The following is an 18,840-nucleotide window of genomic DNA, read 5'->3' on the forward strand; positions in this document are numbered from 1 at the left end:
TACATATGATATCGGTTGATTCAGTCATAGATGAGCAGTTTCCCCGGATATCTAAGGGCAGCCCGCGCATTAAGAAAACCTTGTCGGCGCTACTTAAATACCTATTTCACGAAGCGGAGTTCAAGCAGTTTGAGCGCGACTACCCCTATTTGCAGGGACTGGATTTTGTTGAAAAAGGCCTAGAATATTTTGATTTTGGCTACGCGGTAAGCGCGCTAGACAAAGAGCGTATACCGGTCACCGGCCGCGTGGTGATTATTTCTAATCATCCTATTGGTAGCTTGGATGGTCTGGCACTCTTAAAACTGGTGTCAGAGGTGCGCTCTGATGTCAAAGTGGTAGCGAATGAACTGCTCTATGCGATAAAGCCGCTGCGGAGTTTGTTGCTGCCTGTCGACAATATGAGCGGTAAACGCAATCGCAAGGAAAACTTACAGGCAATCCACGGCCATTTGAATAGTGAAGGTGCCGTCATTATTTTTCCGGCCGGGGAGGTTTCCCGATTTAGTCCGACAGGTATCCGTGATGGCCGTTGGCGCAATGGCTTTATTAAGTTTGCCGTCAAGGCTAAAGCGCCAATCTTACCGGTTCACATAAATGCCCGAAATTCGGTGTTCTTCTACGCATTGTCTTTACTGGCAAAGCCATTATCTACTCTGTGGTTGATTCGGGAAATGTTTAAGCAAAATAATCGAACTGTGCGAGTGACTATTGGCTCGGCGATCGAGTTTGATGTCTATGAAAAGTTACCGCTTACCGCACCAGCTAAAGCGCGTCTGTTTAAAAAACATCTATATAAACTGGGGCGACGTAAACGCGCGGGTGAGCCTTGCTTTATGCCGGTTGCCCAGGCAGTTGCGCATCCGGAAGATCGCCAGGAATTGCGAGCCGCTATTCGTCAATGTGACCACTTGGGTAATACCCGAGACGGTATGGAAATTTACTGTTATCAATACAGCGGTGATTGCACGGTAATGCGGGAGATTGGTCGACTGCGAGAGGTGAGTTTTCGCGCGGTTGGCGAAGGCACCGGCCGTCGTCGCGATGTGGATCGCTTTGATGCTTATTACGACCATATTGTGCTGTGGGATGAGAACCAGTTAGAGCTCGTTGGCGCCTACCGTTTAAAGCGCATCGCGAGTTTAGACGACGGCCAGACCCTGTACAGCGAATCTTTATTTGACTATCAAATTCCTTATGCCGAAGAATATTTTGAATGCGGCGCGGAGCTTGGTCGCAGTTTTGTGCAGCCCCGCTACTGGGGGCGCAATGGTCTGGATTATCTTTGGCAGGGGCTGGGCACGTATTTGCAGCGCTATCCAGACGTGCGCTATTTATTTGGGCCGGTGAGTTTGAGCGATAGCCTACCCCGAGCGGCGAAGGATCTGCTAATCCCATTTTATCAAACTTATTTCCCCACCACTCAAGCCTGGGCTAGTGCGAAAAGCCCTTACCGCGCGGAAACGAGCATTTTGCAATTTTGCGGTGACGATTATCGCGCTGAATTTACACAGCTAAAGCAAGAGCTTGCCGATCTGTCCTGCGCAGTGCCGACGCTTTATAAGCAGTATACCGAACTCTGTGAGCCGGGCGGTGTTAGCTTCGCCGCATTTAATGTTGACCCCGACTTTGCCGATTGTATTGATGGTTTGGTGCTGGTGGATCTTAGCAAAATGAAAGCGGCGCGGCGCAAGCGGTATTTGGGGGGCGAGGTCGGACGTCTGATGTCTGACGTGGGGTAAAACCACCGGACGGATCGTTGTGTGCGGATTACTGCTAAAGTAAATCTTTTTAAATGTCATGGCAAACTCGAGCCACGTCCGATGTCAGCTACGAGCGTTGACGTCAGGCATCCGACACCCGACGTCCGACTTTTTAAACATTTCTCTTAAACACCTCAATCAACCACGCCGGATCATCAATCGGCAGGTCGTGGCCAGCGCTGCTATGTAATACAAGCGGCCAGCGATATTTTGCCGCTAAGTATTCACTGCATTGATATGAAACCATGCGGTCGGCGCGGCTGCTGATAAGGAGTTGTGAGGCGCCGGGCAATTCGGGCGGTGCACGATAGCGGGCGGCAGCGAATAATTGCCTCAGGACATTTATTTTCTTTATTGCTTGGGTCGTGCTGATTTTATACCAGGCTTGTAATAACGCGGGATCATTTGCGTGATGATTGCTGACCATTTTTAAGGCAGCCCTTTCTCGCTGGTGTTCATGGGGGGCAAGCAATGCGCTGAGAGCGGTTGGGAGTGCTGCAAATCTTAAGCGCTGAAATAGTGGGCAGTCACCGGTACTGGTATTAATAAAAATAATTTTGGCTATTTGCTCTGGCGTAGTGGCCAGCCAGTCTAGGGCGACCATACCGCCGAGAGACAGCGCAACCACGCCGAAAGGGGTGTTGGCTTTTAATGGCTCGGGGAGTCGCTGCTGTAGGTCGTGGCGAATTTCGCTGATTCTTGTTGGTGATGGCCGCTGGTGTTCACTGCCAAAGCCTGGGAGGTCGAGGCAGTGGCAATGCCAGCCGAGCTGGATTTCGCAGCGCTGTATAAAATCGCCCCAATGTCCTTGTTCTCGACCAAGGCCACGCAAAAAGAGCCAGTGTTTGATGTTCATATTTTATAGCTGCCGATACCAGAGACTCTGGGCCATTTGCTGCATTTCTCGTTCTTGCTCGCCCTTGGGTTGCCAGTGCTCCATATTGCGCGCGGCGGCGAGTAAAAAGTCGATCAGTAGTAAATGGCCACGTAACACCCTCGCGTGGCGATGGGGCACCGTGGGGTTGAACAAACCCGCAAAACTAAATAATTGCTGGGGGTGCTTTTTTACCCATAACCACGAACCCATTTCTAAGGTGAGGGGTAGCAGGGTGATGCCTTGTGCTCGACAGCGCTGATAGAAGTAATCCCATATGTCGCCGTGACTGAGGTAGTGCATGGCTTGGGGGCCAAATACGTAATTGTGGTGGGGGAAATTGCGTTCCCACAATAATTTTAGGGCGACGTAGCTACCAATATCGGCGATGGGAAGGCGGCGGTAAGCGTAGGGTATCCACAGGTGGTCTTGGAAGCCGAAACCAGAGTGGAAGTCGACTACGATGCTTGGTCGGCCACGCTTGCAGTGTCGTCCGATAATATTTTGGAGGGCGATGAATTCGGGTTCAAAGTCGTCGTCGCGACGACCCCGATACCAGGGTATTTTGCGCCATAGACGTTGACCGCCGACGAGAAAGGGCACTTTGTCTTCGGCATCGATCGGCGCGTGGCGGTTAAGGTCAATGCCATTGGGGTTGCAGCGCGAGTCCCTGAGCATGCCGCCGGGATTCACAATGGGTACGGCAACAATACAGATTTCACTTTCAAATTGTTGGCGCCAGTGACTGTCCCAGCGACAGCGTTCTACCACGCTTTCTAGCCATGCGAGTAAAACTTGCGTGCCAATGCGTTCTACGCCGTGAATGCCCGCAGTGACGAATAGGCAGTGTTTGGCGGTATCTGGATTGCCAATGACCAGTGACACCAGCGGCAGGGTAAACTCGTCGACGTCAATTAGGGCTTCGGTTCTGCTCTGTATCAGTGAACCTGCTTGGCGGCAGAGCTGCTCTAATGACAGTAATTCCGACAGGCGTTTGTGCAGGCGCCCGCGACAGGCATCCATGACTGTGGTGAAGTCGGGCAACTGGGGGCCGATGTGCTCATGGCATTCATTTTCGAGCGGCGGCGTATTAATGCCTGAGTCGGTTTGGGGCATTATGGCGTTAATAGTGGCATTGCCGTATGGATGCCGGTTTCTTGCCAGAGCTGATTAACCAGTGCCTCATTGTCGTGCCATTGCCCTTTTAATACCCAGTCGCAAATTGCTTCAGCGACATCGGGGTAGTGCTGTGGCGTTTGCGCTGGAATATTTAAAAGCCATTGCTCAATGGTGTGCTGGCTAAATTCGTCCATGACACTGGCTAAGTTAAGTTGCTTGAGCGCAGCGGCGTTGCCGAGTTGTTCGGCTTGGCCGGAAACCGGTTTGGCGAGTGCCGGAATACCCATGTGCAGGCATTCGCTTATGAGCTCAAATCCAGCGTTGCAAATGACCGCGCGGGCGGAGCAAAGATCGTGCTTAAAATCGTGGAGACTGGTTTTACGCTGCGCGACATTGCCAATACTTGTGTCGCTGAGCTGCGGGGCGTACTGAATGAATTGATATTGGGGGATATTTTGTAAGGTGGCGCACACTCGCTGCTGATCTTCAAAGGGTAGGTAGACCAAAATATGTTCAGCAGCAGCGGCGCGACGTTCCTCAGGGTTGATGATCGGCGGCGCGATGGCCGCATTAAAATGATTCCAGTGCAGCCCTAAGCGAAACCGAGCCGGTGCGAAATAGCGCATTATGAGGCGGTTGCGTAAGTCTGCGCCGCTTTCGGGAACCGCTGCGTTGCCGAAGGCGTATTGATGACCGATACCAATTACCGCTTTGTTTTGCAGGCGACCAGCCCACGCGGTAAGGGGTTCGAAATCGGTGATAACAGCGTCGAAGGGACTCAAGTCGATATTGCGCAGGTCGCGAATAAATTGCAGCGGACGCAGTTGGCGCAGGGTTTTTATACTGCTAATGCGGCCTTGTTCAGTAGCAAAGGTGAGTCCGGCGTAATGCCAGTAATCGCCGAAGGCGGCCATATCGAAATACTGTTCAGGTGGTCTGCCGCTAAATAAATACTGAACCTCTATGCCGCGTTTGGCAAAGTGATGGGCCATCATTCGCGCGCGGGCAATATGGCCATTTCCTGTGCCCTGCACACCGTAAAGTAATTTCATAAGGGATTTTGTCCTGACAAGGTATGTGCAGCTGCGAGCTTAGGCGATGGCAATACTGTGACCCAGGTGTGCAATGCCAATACCAAGGCTAGCGCCTGCCAATGTGTCGGTAGGGAAGTGAACCCCTAAGATCACCCGCGAGGCGGCTACTGCTGCAGCCCAGATAAACAAGGGGGCGCCAATGACACCGAAGAACAGTACGGTCATTGTGGCTAAAAGAAAGGCGGCAGCGGTGTGACCAGACGGAAAACTAAATTCATCGGAGGCGATGATCGATGCATTAAACGCCGGTATGGCCGCAGGTGGACGCCGTCTTCGGCAGGTGTTTTTCAGAACCCAGTAGGCGGGCAGCCAAGCGGCAAAACTGATTAGCACCGCGCTAAAATAGGCTAGGCCCTGTTGAATCCCTGCGGCATATACCAGAACCGGGAGGCCGAGTTGAGCGTAGCCATCTCCTGTTTTTGATACACTGCGGGCAATGCGGGATAAGTGTTGCTGGTGGCGAGTATTGACGCAGGCCAGAAACATTCTTACATCGAACTGATTAATCGACTGTATTAAACGCATAGTATGATCCTCACACTTGAGACCATACGCCGAGCTGTTTGCAGTTGTATGACGAAATTAAGTCACTTTTAAGACAGCCTTTTGGGCTTAGGCATTTTCAATTACCAGTATGCTGCCGCGATGGCGGCGACTTGTAATGACCTCGCGGGGCAGCAGTTCGGCAAAGAAATCGTCGATGCAGGCTTCAGCAACATCGAGAAATGGCGGGCGGTGGGGGTCGGCAATGAGAATTTGTTTCACCCCCGCATCGACGGCTCGCGCAATGAGTTCATATAGCGCCTCACTCATTTCATCCCAAAAGCAGATGTCGCTGGCGATAATGATGTCGTATTCGGCGAGCTCCTCAACGCTGAGCGAGGTAAAATCGCCACTCAAGGTGTTGATCGTCGTTTTATTATGGTCTGCTAATAGGGCGAGATAAGGGAAAACGGCGGGGTCTGCGTCTAAGGCGGTAACATCTGCCCCCAAATACTTGGCGCAATAAATGCTGGCTAAACCCCAGCCGCAGCCCAGTTCGAGTACGCGGCTGCCGGGTTGCAGTGGGTGTTCTTGTAAATAGTCCATGAGGATGTAGGCACTGCCCCACAATTTATTGCCGTGGAGGTGGGTGGCTGAGGTACTGCGTTTTAGTTTGCGCATATCGGGGTGAGCGGCAAGCAGGCTGGTTACGCCAAAATACTCTCGGCTATGGGGTTTGAGGTCAGACACGATTTTTCTCCGGCTGCGCGCTGAATAATAGGGGTATTTTAGGGTTTGCCATTGTGGCGCGCGAGTTTTTATTAGCAGAAGGTCTAATTCCGATTGGGCAGGTGGTGGCGTAAGCTAGCAACGGGCCTATATGACGACGAGGGAGTCACAGTGGTAAAGAAGTTTGATTACGATATGGTGGTATTGGGTAGCGGCCCGGCTGGCGAAAGCGCGGCATTAAATGCAGTTAAACACGGTCGCAGTGTTGTGGTTGTTGAGGCGCAAGGTACGGTAGGTGGCGCCTGTACGCACCAAGGGACATTACCGTCTAAAGCACTACGTCATATGGTTCGGCAGGCAATTCGTTTTAATCAGACACCAATATTTCGCGATATTGGCGACCCTCGGACGCTGACTTACCCGCGCTTGTTGAGCCATGCCAATGAAGTTATTGCGCGTCAGGTCGCTATGCGCAGCCGGTTTTATCACCGCAATCAGATTCGTCTTATTCACGGTGAAGGTCGTTTTGTTGACCCACATACTATTTCGGTAAAGGGTGAGGACGGCCAAAGCGAAATCATCACTGCCGCCAGTGTGGTGATCGCTACAGGATCTCGGCCTTACCAGCCCGCCAATATCGACTTTAGTCACCCGCGGGTTTATGACAGCGATAGCATTCTGAAGATGAGTAATACCCCCAATAAAATCATTGTTTATGGGGCGGGGGTTATCGGTTGTGAATATGCGTCGATTTTCGCCGGCATTGGCATGAAAGTGGAGTTGATTAATAGCCGAGATCGCTTGCTTGAGTTCTTGGACGATGAGATTTCTGATGCTTTGAGCTACCAGCTGCGCAACACCGGTGTGATGATTCGCCATCGGGAGGTCTATCAGTCAGTAGAGTTGAGCGACAAAGAAATTGTGTTGCATTTGGAGTCGGGGAAGCGCCTCCATGCGGATGCTCTGCTTTGGTGTAATGGCCGCAGTGGTAATACCGATGGCCTGGGTTTGGATGCCGTTGGTTTAGAAACTGATCACCGTGGCCAGCTGGTGGTAGACGAGCATTACCAAACAGCCGTGCCGACGATATTTGCGGCGGGCGATGTGATTGGTTGGCCCAGTTTAGCGAGCGCGGCATATGACCAGGGGCGGTCAGCGGCGGCGTCGGCGCGGGGCAAAGAGCACTGCCGTTTTGTTGATGACGTCCCCACGGGGATTTACACCCTGCCCGAGATCAGCTCGGTCGGCCAAACTGAGCGGGAATTAACGGAAGGCAAAGTGCCTTATGAAGTCGGGCGGGCGTTCTTTAAAGATACCGCCCGGGGGCAGATTAGTGGCGAAACTGTGGGCATGCTCAAACTGCTGTTTCACGTGGACACGCTGGAGATTCTTGGCATCCACTGTTTTGGCGCCGAGGCGGCGGAAATTATCCACATCGGCCAAGCTATTATGAAGCAGCAAAACGGGGGCAATACCTTACGCTATTTTGTGACCACAACCTTTAATTACCCAACCATGGCTGAAGCCTATCGTACTGCGGCCTTGAATGGTCTTAATCGGCTTGGTAAATGAGCTGGGGTGGTGTGACATATACCTACCCTGTTTTCTTAAAAGTTAGTGCTTGCTAGCGGTAGTTAGCTAGCAAATATTGAGGAAAGGTTTTGAAAGGCTCGGGCATTATCGACGGACTTAAATTGCGCCAGTGAAATAATAAAAAATTTTTATTGACAGGGTCGCGTGTTCATCATAAATAGTGCCCTGAACCACCACGGTAAGCCGAGGTGTTCATTCTGTATATACGTGGTACTGGAGTGGGCAAGCAATGGCAAGTGACCTAGCTGATGACGATATCGATGATCTTGTAGAAGATGATTCGAGCGCCGATTTTGATGAGCGGCGTGATATGGGTGGGCGCGACAGTAGCATCCGCCGAAAAATTGAAGAGCGCCTAGAGCGTAAACGCCTAATGGATGAGCTGGATCTGCTTGACGATTTCGACCTGTAGCGCCTTGTTTTACTCGAATCGCTAGGTCGAGCACAGAGTTCACCACATAAACGCCACGCTAAGTGGCGTTTTTCACTTATATCCGCGTAGTATAGCAATACCTAGTTGCTGATTTTTGGCCGCGGTAATACCATCATGCCCCACGGCGTCTTATTTGCATGCTATCGCTGAGGGCGTTACGGTAGATGTCTGTGTCTGGTACAACTTTGTGGCACAACAATAAATTTGCCTCATTTAACGATAGGATTTTGTGATGAACTGGAAAGCATTATCTGCGGTTGTTGTGATCGTCGGAATTGCCGCTTTTGTTTGGTTTGTTTTAGATCGCTCGGCGACGAGTGAATTTAATGACGAGCCGACATCGGCGCTTATTGATGAAACGAACAAGCCAGAAAAAACGGTGAAGCAAACGCTCGCGGTAGAGTCTGAAGAAGATTACAGCGAGAAAGCGGCAGAAGTGCCAGAGCCACCCGCTGCGGTCAACGGCAGTGACGAGCAAATCCGAGCCGCGGCTGCGAAATTGTCTGCACCTTTGGCTGGCTGGTTGCAACCTTCTGAGCAGGTTCGTAAATGGGTTTCTGCAGTAGACCAATTAGCCAACTACCGCTTGCCAACCAAACACTTGCCTTTTGTATATAGCAAAGAACCGTTTTTGGTGATTAAAACAGAAGACGGCTTAGTGAATGACCCAGGCAATTTCACGCGTTGGGACAGTATGATCTCCACGGTTACGGCGGCAGATCCTAAGAGTTTGGCTATATTCTATAAAAAATGGTCGCCGTTTTTAGAAGGCACCTATAACGAACTGGGCAACCCTCAGTCCTTTGATAATCAGCTGCGGACCATGATTGAGCACTTGCTCATTGTTGAGCCGATTCCTGAAAATGCTGCCATGAAGCGTCCCAAGGTCATGTATCAATATGTTGATCCAGTCCTTGAAAACGCCGATCCCCTCAGCAAATGGATGTGGCGCTTGGGGCCAGAAAATATGAAGAAGCTCCAAGACTGGCTGCGTGAATTAGAGAGTTACCTGTAACACGCGCTGTAATCCTCGCAATATCTGGGTGCCATCCGTTTGGACGGTGCCCGACCTCCATTAGCCCCTATACACTCGTCTCAAAAGATAAATACTTGTGATGAGGCGTGTTTATGGCGGTAACTCCAGTTGATTTAAAAGGGGCGAAAATTCTGGTCACCGGGCCAACCGGCCAGGTTGCCGCGCCAGTGCTTGACGCCTTGTGCGATGTAGCGGAATTGACGGCGCTCGCCCGGTTTAGCGACAAAGCTGCGCGACTCGATTTAGAAAAACGCGGTATTCACACCGTTCGCGCCGATCTTGCCGATATGGACAGCTTAGCCGCATGCCCACAAGATTTTGACTATGTGTTGAATTTTGCCGTTGTGAAAACGGGGCTTTTTGATTACGACTTGGCCGCAAATGGCGAGGGCGTCGGCAATTTAATGGCCCATTGCCGCAACGTTAAAGCGTTTTTACATTTGTCATCTACTGCGGTTTACCAATATGCGGGACAGTCACCGCGCTGTGAAAACGACGCTTTGGGTGATAATCACCGAGCAATGTTCCCCACCTATAGCATTGCCAAGATTGCGGCAGAAACGGTGTGCCGCTTTGCAGCCCACCAATTTAAAATACCAACGACTATTGCTCGATTAAGTGTGCCTTATGGCAATAACGGTGGTTGGCCCTATTTTCACCTGCTAATGATGAAAGAAAATATGGCCATAGATTTACACCCCGATGCGCCGAATAACTATAATTTGCTGCACTCAGATGACTATGTTGCAAAAATACCCTATTTACTTGCGGCGGCAACGCCCGAGGTAACCACCACCAATTTTGGCGGCTCCCAAGCGGTGAGCATTGAAGAGTGGTGTGACTACTTGGCCGAGCTAACGGGATTCACGCCGCGTTTTCAGAATAACCCTAAGGCGTTTGGGAGTTTGTCGATTGATACTGGCACCATGCACGCACTGATTGGCGAAACTCGGGTTGACTGGCGCCAGGGTATTAGAGAAATGGTGCGCAATATGGCTCCGGACTTGCTACTTAAAAAGTAGGCGTGCCGGAGCTGCATTAATGGCGTCTTAGTTGCCGATGAGACGAATTGTGCCGATAAGATGGGGCTTGGTGCCCGCCTTATCGCGAAGCTCAAAATCGACCCCGTCATTTTTAGTATCAAAGAGCAGCTGCACTTGTGTAGGTAGAAAAATGGGGGTTTTAAAGTCAATGTCGCAGCAGTAACTTTCGCCGTTAATCTCCTTGTTCAAGGCCGCAAGGCAGGCTGCTTTGCTCCACATGCCATGAATGACCATGCGCTTAAACCCCAAGACTTTGGCGCTGAGATCGTGGAGATGGATTGGATTGAAATCACCTGAGGCGCGGGCATAGCTGCGGGCGTCTTGGCGGCCAATGGCCAAGGTTTGCTGTTGACCATATACGCGGGCTTCGCTGCGAGCCGCTTTAGGGCTTGCTGCAACGTCAGTTTTACAGCGCGAAAGGTAGCGGCTGGTGTCTTCCCAGACTTTTTCCTGGTCGACAAAGGCCGCGCAGTGAAAGCTGAACTCTATGCCCTTATCAGTAACTTGGTGGTCAGACACCCGGCATTGCAAGCTTAAGGGGGTTTGGGCATTAATAGGCCGAAACTGGGTAATACTATTGCTCAAGTGCACGCAGCCCATTGGGGATACTGGAAACTGCGGGTCTAGCATCATTTTCATGTGCAGACGAAATGCCTGAACATGCAGAAATGTGATCGGCAATGTCTCGCTGTTAGCGGTAAAGCCACAAGTCTTGCGATAGCGTTGTAATTGGCTATTAGAGCAGATGACTTTTGCAACCGTTAAGGTGTAACTGGGGAAGACAGGCGCTGAATTAGGCTTTTTGCGGGTAATAGCTGCTTTTAGTAGCATTGGTAGGGTGCTTGGCAGGCGTTTCAGTCTTAACTCATCACTTGCGGTCATACAACTCTATCTCCATACTGGGACAATTCCAGTGGTGTGTGACTGTGCAGTATAATGAATAACTGCTCGTCTATAATTAGCCCGACCATGCCCTATTTTTTGGCAGCTCGGCCAATAGCCGCTGATTTAGTCCCGCTCACTTAGTATCCAGCAGAAACCGTGTTGAATGATTGAAACAAGTCCAAAGAACCTTTCTGATTTAAGCGATTCCAGTTTTCTGATTCAGCTGGTGTATCCGGCTATGCAGGCAATGGGGCTGGATGTTGAACGCATCGTTAGCGAGTGTCGAATATCCACCACTTTGCTGCAAGACCGCAGTTCGCGTTTCCCGCATGCGGCGCAACAGCAGTTCTGGCGTGTACTAGAGGACGTTAGTGGCGATCACCATATTGGCTTGCATCTAGCGGACGCGGTGCAGGTGTATCGTGGTCAGGTGCTGGAATACTTATTTTTGAGTAGCCCGAATTTTGGCGAGGGCCTCAAGCGCGCCCAAAATTATCAGCGCTTGGTTACCGATGCCATGCAATTTGAGCTGCATGTCGGTGAAACTCAGTCGAAGTTAGTTCTGGCGTTTGCCGGTGACGAAGACGATGACGATGCCCTAATCTTTCGTCATCGTAACGAGTGCTTTGCGCGATTTTTAATACGTTACTTTCAAGCGGTCACCGATGGTGCGTTTGTTGCCGACGAAGTGAATCTACTACACGATGCGGTGGGTGATGCCGACGAATACAGTAAGGTTATGGGCTGTCCGGTGCACTTTAAACAGCAGGAAGCCTCATTGGTTTTTGCCAGCAGCATACTCGCCACACCCTCAACACATGCTGAACCCGATTTATTGCGATTGCATGAGAAATTGGCCAGCAAGCAATTAGAGCGCCTGTCTCGCCAAGACGTGGTGGGCGACGTGCGACAGATCATTGCCGAAATGCTCGAGCTGGGCCAGCCCAGTTTAGAGAGCGTTGCGGCGCGACTAGACATGAATGAGCGGGTGCTGCGGGCCAGGTTAACGGAAGCCGGTACCAGCTTTAATCAGGTGCTGGCAGATTACCGTTGTGTTCTGGCCAAGCGTCTGCTGGCAAGAACCGATGAAAGTATTGCCGATGTGGTTTATTTAACCGGCTTTTCTGAACCCAGCACCTTTTATAGAGCCTTTAAGCGCTGGACCGAACTCACTCCCATTGAATATCGCCAGCAAAAAAAGGCCGCCCAAAATAGCCGTAGTGACAGCGAATAAGGCGTTGCTAGGCTCGCATTAAAAATCATTGCGCGTCCGAAAAAAGCTGGCAAACCGCGGTAAGCCGCTCGCCGTAGTACCTTGGTATTTATAGCTAATGGTGCTGCCAATCGCGGGCGGGTGACGACGCTGCTGGTCACTAAAGCCAGAACCTATTTTGAACTCCCGGCCATCTGGCATTTTCACTAACACCGCGCCAAGCATCCCGCTGAATTTCCCCTTGCCCGGAATGTGGCCAATAACGACCGCTTCGGCGTCGCTAAAGCGCTTGAGCTTTAATAAATCATCACTGCGAATACCTCGGTAGGGTGCGCTGCCTAAATGCAGCATTAAGCCTTCACCGCCGTTGGCGATAATCTGATCGAGCGCTTGCATCAGCGCCGTTTCGTCATCGATTTTATACTGTTCTATCAAGGCGATTGAGGGACTATTCAGTTGAGCAAACAATACCCTTAGCGCCTGCAGCCGGTGATCAAAGTCTCCTGTTTCGCCGGGCGAGTCAAACACCATAAAGCGTATCTTTTGCCATTGGGCTGGATCGGGAATTTGCCGCCTCACCGCGCCGGAGACCTCCGCAAAACGATTGCGGCCCATCCACAACTCGCCATCTAATGCTTGCTTAGGGAAGCCTTGGGTAAACCAGTCCGGTGCTGAAAAGCGGTTGCCTTGCCGAGAAATAAGCTGAGTGCCGTCCCAATAGGCTCTGACGCCATCGAGTTTTTCACTGATCCAGTAATGCTTAAGCTCAATGTCGCTGCGGTAGGGTTTTGCCAGCATAAGGGCAGGTTTTTGCGTTGTTTGCGCTGTTAGTGACGCGTCTGCGTGAACTAGATTGATACTGCAGAGTGCGAGTAAGCCGAAAATGACTTGGGTGAGTTTGCGCTGCATAGCTAATCACTCCTTGATTAAGCCAATGAGTACGCCGATCCTTCGGCGCTGAATCTCCCATCTTACCCAAATATGCGGCAAGTGAAAGGCGGGGCGAGTGGGCTTGTGGTGGCGAGTGCTAATATTGACCGCGAACACTCTGACAGGTAATTGTAGATGGAGGTTCAGTGTCCAGCGCGGCTAACGCGTGGTAGTGTTTATCTGTTTGTGCGCTAGGTGTTATACAATGCCTAATACTAAGGGCCAGAATATTTTCAAAGGATGTAATGGGTTTATTAAGGATTCGTGCAGGTCAAGCTGCATTTGAGCATATTCAGAAGCATGGGCTGAGTCCGGCAGATATAAGTACGGTATTCGGCGCTTCCGGTGCGGCGAAGTGGTTGGCTATTTACGGTTTAGACCGCGCTATTTTTTCTCAGTGGCTGGTCGGTGCTAATCATCCAATTAATTTATTTGGTACTTCGGTCGGCGCATTTAAATTGGCCGGGGCGTGTCGGCAAGACCCGGCCAAAGCTTTGGATGACTTAGCCCATGCGTATATTGAGCAATCCTATCCCAATGGCTTTAGCGCGGATCTCATCGATGTTGAAACTCAAAAATTATTGAACGCCGTTGTCGATCAGGCGGGCGTAGATGAAATTCTCGCCCATCCGGTATTTCGATATCACTGCGGCACCGTATTGGCCAAGGGTTTGCTGGCAGGTGCCTCGGTGACGCAGCAGAAATACGCTATGGCCCTGGCCTTTGCGCTCAATGGCTTCGGTCGCAATATTCATAAAAAAAGCATGCAGCGCGTTATATTTGCTGATGACCGAGCCGATGGCGCACTCGCTGGCCGCGACGCTTATGTAAGCCATCGGGTTGCCTTAAATCGCGACAATTTACGTTCAGCGGTAATGGCATCGGGTTCTATTCCGGTAGTGATGCACGGTGTCAGCGACGTGCTTGGCGCTCCAGCGGGTATGCACCGGGATGGTGGCTTGCTTGATTATCACCCCGTGCCCGGAAATCTTTGGCAGGGCGAAGGTCTCGTGCTTTACCCCCATTTTTATTCGGAAGTTACTTCTGGTTGGTTTGATAAATACTTTTTTTGGCGGAAAACCCCAAAAGCGTTGTTAGATAAAGTGGTGTTAATTAGTCCGTCAGAGTCGTTCTTAGCGTCGACGGAATTAGGCCGCATTCCAGATCGGCGAGACTTCCTGCGTATGCAGGGCGACGATACTATGCGAAAGCGCCTGTGGCGGGATTCGGCAACACGCAGCCTAGAACTGGGCGAGGATTTTTTAGCATTGGCCAAGGCGGGAAATATTGGCGAAATTGTTGAGCCAATTTGATATTGCGCTAATCTAAAAGCATATTGGATCTTTTAACGCGAATACCGGCATAAAAAAGGTCAATGTGGAAGTGATTCCCTGGCCGACGTCGGCAAGTTGCGGCCGCTATTCTTATCTTACATATTGGGGGCGAGACCGCGCCCTGAAAAAGACGGCGTTTACCCATCGGAGGGGAAAATGATCTGTTATTTGATCTACGTCAGTTCTGCTGTGCAGTTGCTACCTGAAGAAGAATTATTGCTACTTTTGCGGCAGTCCCAGTCCAAAAATCTGAATCTCGGTATTACGGGCATGCTGTTATACAAAGGCGGCAATTTTATGCAGATGCTGGAAGGTGAAGAGCAAACGGTACGTGAGCTGTACGCTACCATCAGAAAAGACCCACGACATCACAATGTGCTGACCATCATCACCGGCAGCCTTAAAGCCCGGAATTTTAAAGATTGGTCTATGGGTTTTCAAAATATGGATAAAATCGCTGATCTGCCAAATTATAAATATTATATAAAAGAAAATCTTACGTTGTACTCATTTCAGGACGATGCGGCGCAAGCCTATGAATTTATTACCGGCTTTGAGGCGAATAATCGCTAGCGCAAGCTAGGGATTACAGGTCTCTTTTTATTGTGCCGCACGCGGTGCAAATATAATAATCGCCATGCCTAACAGTGCCACGCTAGAGCCTATAAGGTCCCATGGTGTTGGGCGAATGCCTTCTACTGCCCACAGCCATAAAATCGCCATGCCAATATACACGCCGCCATAGGCTGCATAGACTCGGCCAGCGGCGGCCGCAGAGGGATGTAAAGTAAGTAACCAGGCAAATATCGCCAAACTCAATGCGGCTGGTATTAGCAGGAGAATCGATTTACCTTCGCGCAGCCATAAATAGGGCAGGTAACAGCCGATAATTTCAGCGAGTGCGGTGATGACAAAAAGGCCGATGGTTTTTAGTTCTGGCAATGAATTTTACCTGTTTAGAGGGGAATAATTGCGCGTAGAAAGGTACAGATTTTCAAAGCGTCCGCGTTTAGTTTATTTGCTTGAAAAAATACAGCTCGTCTGCCCCGCTAAGATTGGCATTCGCTATTCGGCCAGACATTGTATAGCCTTCGTTTTTAAGCAGATTCAACATGGCTGTATTTGTCGCCTCGCTTGAAATAAACAAGCGCTTGCCGGTGTGCTTTGATTCAATAGCCTGAAGGAGCTTTACCGCCAGTCCTTGTCGGCGATAATGATTGTCGACCGCTAAATATTCTATATACGGGCGGCCGAGCAAGCCCTTGCGCGATTCCACTATAAACCCCACGATATCGCCGCCTTTGTCGTAGACGGTAAGTCGACCTTCGTTGATTTCAGTGCGACGGCAACCGGAAAAAACATCAAATTCTGCGATTCGCTCTAAGTCGAGATTTTCACCTTTCCTTATCATGAGTTCTACCCGGTTAATTAAAGCTTAACTCTCCGTTATACCAATGCTTGCGCCAGCGGGTGAACACGCGCTCTGGGTACCAGTGCTTGCCTAGGCTGCCGTTGTAGCGGGCCAGGGCGCGGTGAAGATTGCCTTTCTCTTTGTCTAAGTAGAATTTTAATATATGGCAGCCGTAGCGCAGGTTGGTGTCGGGCTGGGTGAGGTTGTCTTCCGGGCGGCCAATTTCTTTTTTCCAGAAGGGCATCACTTGCATCAAGCCTTGGGCGCCGACTCGGGACACCGCGTAGCGATCAAAATAGCTTTCTACCTCGATTAGCGCGAGGACGAGTTCGGGGCTTAGCTCAGCGGCGCTCGCCTCTCGGTGAACACTGCGCAAAAAGGTGAGGCGTTCCTCAGGGTCTTTTATAAAACGACTCATGCGACTAGACATATCGAATAGCCAGACTTCGGCGTCGAAACGGTCTTCAAAACTGTCGGCTTCGGCAATCGCCTGTTGCAGATATTGACGCAGCTCATCGCGGTCTTGGTCGTCCTTGCCCGTTGCCGCCCAACTGGGAGCGGCGAGCAGGCAAAGCGCGAGTAAGACAGATTGGAGGCCGCGCCACATCATGTTAACGAGGCAGCTGCTGCTGAATAAAGTCGACGACATCGTCAATGGCTATGTCTTCATTGTCTGCGGCGCGGCGATTTTTATATTCGAGCATGCCGTTGTCGAGCCCGCGGTCGCCGATCACGATGCGGTGGGGAATGCCGATCAGCTCCATGTCGGCAAACTTAACACCGGGACGTTCGTTACGATCGTCGAGTAGCACGTCGTAGCCTAAGCCGCGCAAGGTGTTATAGAGCGTCTCAGCCTGCTCGCGAACCCGCTCGGATTTTTGCATATTTAACGGCACGATGGCGATTTCAAAGGGCGCGATACTGGCGGGCCAGAGTATGCCTTTGTCGTCGTTGTTTTGTTCAATGGCCGAGGCAACCACGCGGGTAACGCCAATTCCGTAGCAGCCCATGGTCATGATTTGGTCTTTGCCGTTTTCATTCAGCACACTGGCGTTAAGTGCTTCGGAATACTTAGTGCCGAGCTGGAAGATGTGGCCCACTTCAATGCCGCGCTTAATTAGCAGACTGCCTTGGCCGTCGGGGCTGGGGTCACCTTCTACGACATTGCGGATGTCGGCGGTTTCAGTGAAGGCGGCGTCGCGATCCCAGTTGCTGCCGGTAAGATGGAAACCATCTTCGTTGGCACCACAAACGAAGTCACTGCTGTGGGCTGCGCTGCGGTCGGCAATAACGCGAATTTTTAAACCGGCTGGGCCAATTGATCCAGGCTTGCAGCCCAGTGTCGCGACAATGTCTTCTTCTGACGCGAAGGTAAGTGGCGAGGCCACGCCGACTATTTTCTCAGCTTTAATCTCGTTGAGCTGGTGATCACCACGCAAGATCAGTGCGATTAAGTCTTGTTTGCCATGTTCATCTTCTTCACCGTAAACGATGAGGGTTTTTAAAACCTGCTTGGCGTCTACCTTTAGCAGCGCGCTAACGTCGTCGATGCTGTGGGTGTTTGGCGTGGCGATTTTTTCTAGCGCTTGGCTAGCCGCTGGGCGTTCTCCGGCGGGGGCAATAGCTTCAGCCATCTCCACATTCGCGGCATAGTCTGACGTGTCAGAGAAGGCGATATCGTCTTCGCCAGAAGACGCCAGTACGTGAAATTCGTGGGAGCCACTACCGCCAATGGAGCCGGTGTCGGCAATAACGGGGCGGAAATCCAAGCCTAAACGCGTGAAAATGCGTGAGTAAGCGGCGTGCATCACGTCGTAGGTCGCTTGTAGGGATTCTTGGTCATTATGAAAAGAGTAGGCATCTTTCATAATGAATTCCCGCGAGCGCATTACGCCAAAGCGCGGGCGAATCTCGTCGCGGAATTTGGTTTGTACCTGATAAAAGGTGGCGGGTAGCTGTTTGTAGCTTTTGATTTCGTTGCGAATGAGGTCGGTAATTACTTCTTCGTGGGTGGGGCCAAGGCAAAAATCACGGCCGTGGCGGTCGTTAAAACGCAATAGCTCGGCGCCATATTGTTCCCAGCGGCCAGATTCCTGCCATAATTCGGCAGGTTGGGCGACCGGCATGAGAACTTCCATGGCGCCGCTATTGTCCATTTCTTCGCGAATAATGGCTTCGACTTTGCGCAGCACTCGCAGGCCCATGGGCAGCCAGGTGTAGAGGCCGGTGGCGAGCTTGCGTATCATGCCCGCCCGCAGCATTAGCTGGTGACTGATGACTTCAGCATCGGCGGGGGTTTCTTTAATGGTGGCAATTAGAAATTGGCTAGCGCGCATGATGTAATTCTGGCCTTGTTTATCAGAGTGTGCGCATTTTACGATTGATCGGCAGCGCGGTACAGCCGCAAGGAGTAGTGATGTTCGAATTACATGAGGCTTTGGCCCGAGATTGCGCTTTTGTGGGTGATTTAGCCCTATGTCGGCTGCTATTAATGAACGATAAGCAGTATCCGTGGCTGATTTTGGTGCCGCGTCGCGCAGAAATGCGTGAAATTTGCGACTTGAGTGGTGACGATCAGCTGCAATACCTACAGGAATCTAATCTTTGCAGTGCAGTTTTGCGGAGTGAGTTTGGTGCCGAAAAGTTAAATATTGCCGCCTTAGGCAATATGGTGCCGCAACTGCATATCCATCATATTGCCAGATTTAGTTCAGATCCGGCTTGGCCGAAACCGGTATGGGGACAGTTGCCAGCGAAGCCGTATTCAACTGACGAATTGCAGGGCGTCGTTGCGCAATTGCGACAGGTGATTCAAGGTCGCTCAGCCTTGGATTTTTAGGTTTAAATGAGGTGGTTAAGCTTGTTTTTCATTGCGGTTTGAAAAATGCGGGCACTGCTGA

20 protein-coding genes are annotated in these 18,840 nt (G+C 51.0%); 9 read left to right on the forward strand and 11 right to left on the reverse strand.

Going from position 1 to position 18,840, the window contains the following annotated elements:
* Positions 1 to 5 precede the first annotated feature (5 nt).
* The gene (olsF, locus tag AZF00_RS05490) at positions 6 to 1,742 is read left to right on the forward strand and encodes a bifunctional ornithine lipid synthase OlsF (RefSeq protein WP_008246599.1); all 1,737 of its coding nucleotides are present in this window, start codon (positions 6 to 8) and stop codon (positions 1,740 to 1,742) included.
* 133 nt (positions 1,743 to 1,875) lie between these two features.
* Here the strand turns inward: olsF and AZF00_RS05495 are convergent, their stop codons facing one another.
* From AZF00_RS05495 to AZF00_RS05515, 5 genes are all read right to left on the reverse strand, one after another.
* Positions 1,876 to 2,619 carry an alpha/beta fold hydrolase gene (locus AZF00_RS05495; protein WP_008246603.1) on the reverse strand — a complete coding sequence of 248 codons (744 nt, stop codon included), beginning with the start codon at positions 2,617 to 2,619 and terminating at the stop codon, positions 1,876 to 1,878.
* A 3-nt stretch (positions 2,620 to 2,622) separates the two neighbouring features.
* Entirely contained in the window at positions 2,623 to 3,753 is a 1,131-nt protein-coding gene (locus tag AZF00_RS05500) for a DUF2817 domain-containing protein (protein ID WP_008246606.1), read from the reverse strand.
* On the reverse strand, positions 3,753 to 4,808 hold the full coding sequence (locus AZF00_RS05505; RefSeq protein WP_008246608.1) for an MJ1255/VC2487 family glycosyltransferase: 1,056 nt from the start codon (positions 4,806 to 4,808) through the stop codon (positions 3,753 to 3,755). Before AZF00_RS05505 ends, AZF00_RS05500 begins: the two co-directional genes overlap by 1 nt.
* 39 nt (positions 4,809 to 4,847) lie before the next feature.
* The gene (locus tag AZF00_RS05510; protein ID WP_008246609.1) at positions 4,848 to 5,375 is read right to left on the reverse strand and encodes a phosphatase PAP2 family protein; all 528 of its coding nucleotides are present in this window, start codon (positions 5,373 to 5,375) and stop codon (positions 4,848 to 4,850) included.
* A gap of 87 nt (positions 5,376 to 5,462) precedes the next feature.
* Positions 5,463 to 6,083 carry a class I SAM-dependent methyltransferase gene (locus AZF00_RS05515; protein WP_008246610.1) on the reverse strand — a complete coding sequence of 207 codons (621 nt, stop codon included), beginning with the start codon at positions 6,081 to 6,083 and terminating at the stop codon, positions 5,463 to 5,465.
* A 174-nt stretch (positions 6,084 to 6,257) separates the two neighbouring features.
* Between AZF00_RS05515 and sthA the strand changes: the two genes are divergently transcribed.
* The 4 genes from sthA (at position 6,258) to AZF00_RS05535 (ending at position 10,146) form a co-directional block, all read left to right on the forward strand.
* Complete coding sequence (gene sthA, locus AZF00_RS05520) at positions 6,258 to 7,634, forward strand: Si-specific NAD(P)(+) transhydrogenase (RefSeq protein WP_040802575.1); 1,377 nt, start codon at positions 6,258 to 6,260, stop codon at positions 7,632 to 7,634.
* Between the two features lie 250 nt (positions 7,635 to 7,884).
* Complete coding sequence (locus AZF00_RS05525) at positions 7,885 to 8,067, forward strand: PA3496 family putative envelope integrity protein (RefSeq protein WP_008246612.1); 183 nt, start codon at positions 7,885 to 7,887, stop codon at positions 8,065 to 8,067.
* 253 nt (positions 8,068 to 8,320) lie between these two features.
* The gene (locus AZF00_RS05530; protein WP_008246613.1) at positions 8,321 to 9,103 is read left to right on the forward strand and encodes a DUF3014 domain-containing protein; all 783 of its coding nucleotides are present in this window, start codon (positions 8,321 to 8,323) and stop codon (positions 9,101 to 9,103) included.
* Positions 9,104 to 9,216: 113 nt separating this feature from the next.
* Complete coding sequence (locus AZF00_RS05535) at positions 9,217 to 10,146, forward strand: NAD-dependent epimerase/dehydratase family protein (protein WP_008246614.1); 930 nt, start codon at positions 9,217 to 9,219, stop codon at positions 10,144 to 10,146.
* Between the two features lie 27 nt (positions 10,147 to 10,173).
* Here the strand turns inward: AZF00_RS05535 and AZF00_RS05540 are convergent, their stop codons facing one another.
* The gene (locus AZF00_RS05540) at positions 10,174 to 11,049 is read right to left on the reverse strand and encodes a MaoC family dehydratase (RefSeq protein WP_008246633.1); all 876 of its coding nucleotides are present in this window, start codon (positions 11,047 to 11,049) and stop codon (positions 10,174 to 10,176) included.
* A 166-nt stretch (positions 11,050 to 11,215) separates the two neighbouring features.
* On the opposite strand from AZF00_RS05540, the gene AZF00_RS05545 reads away from it, so the two are divergent.
* Positions 11,216 to 12,286, forward strand: coding sequence for an AraC family transcriptional regulator (locus AZF00_RS05545; RefSeq protein WP_008246634.1), 1,071 nt, complete (start codon positions 11,216 to 11,218; stop codon positions 12,284 to 12,286).
* Between the two features lie 18 nt (positions 12,287 to 12,304).
* On the opposite strand, the gene AZF00_RS05550 is transcribed toward AZF00_RS05545, so the two are convergent.
* Complete coding sequence (locus AZF00_RS05550; RefSeq protein ID WP_008246636.1) at positions 12,305 to 13,174, reverse strand: DNA ligase; 870 nt, start codon at positions 13,172 to 13,174, stop codon at positions 12,305 to 12,307.
* A 266-nt stretch (positions 13,175 to 13,440) separates the two neighbouring features.
* Here AZF00_RS05550 and AZF00_RS05555 point away from each other — a divergent pair, with 266 nt between their 5' ends.
* Together AZF00_RS05555 and AZF00_RS05560 are read left to right on the forward strand one after the other, a co-directional pair.
* On the forward strand, positions 13,441 to 14,508 hold the full coding sequence (locus AZF00_RS05555) for a hypothetical protein (protein WP_008246637.1): 1,068 nt from the start codon (positions 13,441 to 13,443) through the stop codon (positions 14,506 to 14,508).
* Positions 14,509 to 14,685: 177 nt separating this feature from the next.
* Positions 14,686 to 15,102, forward strand: coding sequence for a BLUF domain-containing protein (locus tag AZF00_RS05560; RefSeq protein ID WP_008246638.1), 417 nt, complete (start codon positions 14,686 to 14,688; stop codon positions 15,100 to 15,102).
* Between the two features lie 27 nt (positions 15,103 to 15,129).
* On the opposite strand, the gene AZF00_RS05565 is transcribed toward AZF00_RS05560, so the two are convergent.
* From AZF00_RS05565 to AZF00_RS05580, 4 genes are all read right to left on the reverse strand, one after another.
* A complete protein-coding gene (locus AZF00_RS05565; RefSeq protein WP_008246639.1) occupies positions 15,130 to 15,471 on the reverse strand; it encodes a YnfA family protein in 342 nt (113 codons plus the stop codon).
* A gap of 67 nt (positions 15,472 to 15,538) precedes the next feature.
* A complete protein-coding gene (locus AZF00_RS05570; RefSeq protein WP_008246640.1) occupies positions 15,539 to 15,940 on the reverse strand; it encodes a GNAT family N-acetyltransferase in 402 nt (133 codons plus the stop codon).
* Between the two features lie 13 nt (positions 15,941 to 15,953).
* Positions 15,954 to 16,550 (reverse strand): lytic transglycosylase domain-containing protein, encoded by a 597-nt coding sequence (locus tag AZF00_RS05575; RefSeq protein WP_008246641.1) that lies wholly within the window; start codon positions 16,548 to 16,550, stop codon positions 15,954 to 15,956.
* Position 16,551: 1 nt separating this feature from the next.
* Positions 16,552 to 18,276, reverse strand: a complete 1,725-nt coding sequence (locus tag AZF00_RS05580) for a proline--tRNA ligase (RefSeq protein ID WP_008246642.1) — start codon at positions 18,274 to 18,276, stop codon at positions 16,552 to 16,554.
* 80 nt (positions 18,277 to 18,356) lie between these two features.
* On the opposite strand from AZF00_RS05580, the gene AZF00_RS05585 reads away from it, so the two are divergent.
* Positions 18,357 to 18,779 (forward strand): HIT domain-containing protein, encoded by a 423-nt coding sequence (locus AZF00_RS05585; protein WP_008246643.1) that lies wholly within the window; start codon positions 18,357 to 18,359, stop codon positions 18,777 to 18,779.
* Positions 18,780 to 18,840 lie beyond the last annotated feature (61 nt).

The organism is Zhongshania aliphaticivorans, from assembly GCF_001586255.1.
In the GTDB taxonomy this organism is placed as follows: Bacteria; Pseudomonadota; Gammaproteobacteria; order Pseudomonadales; family Spongiibacteraceae; genus Spongiibacter; species Spongiibacter aliphaticivorans.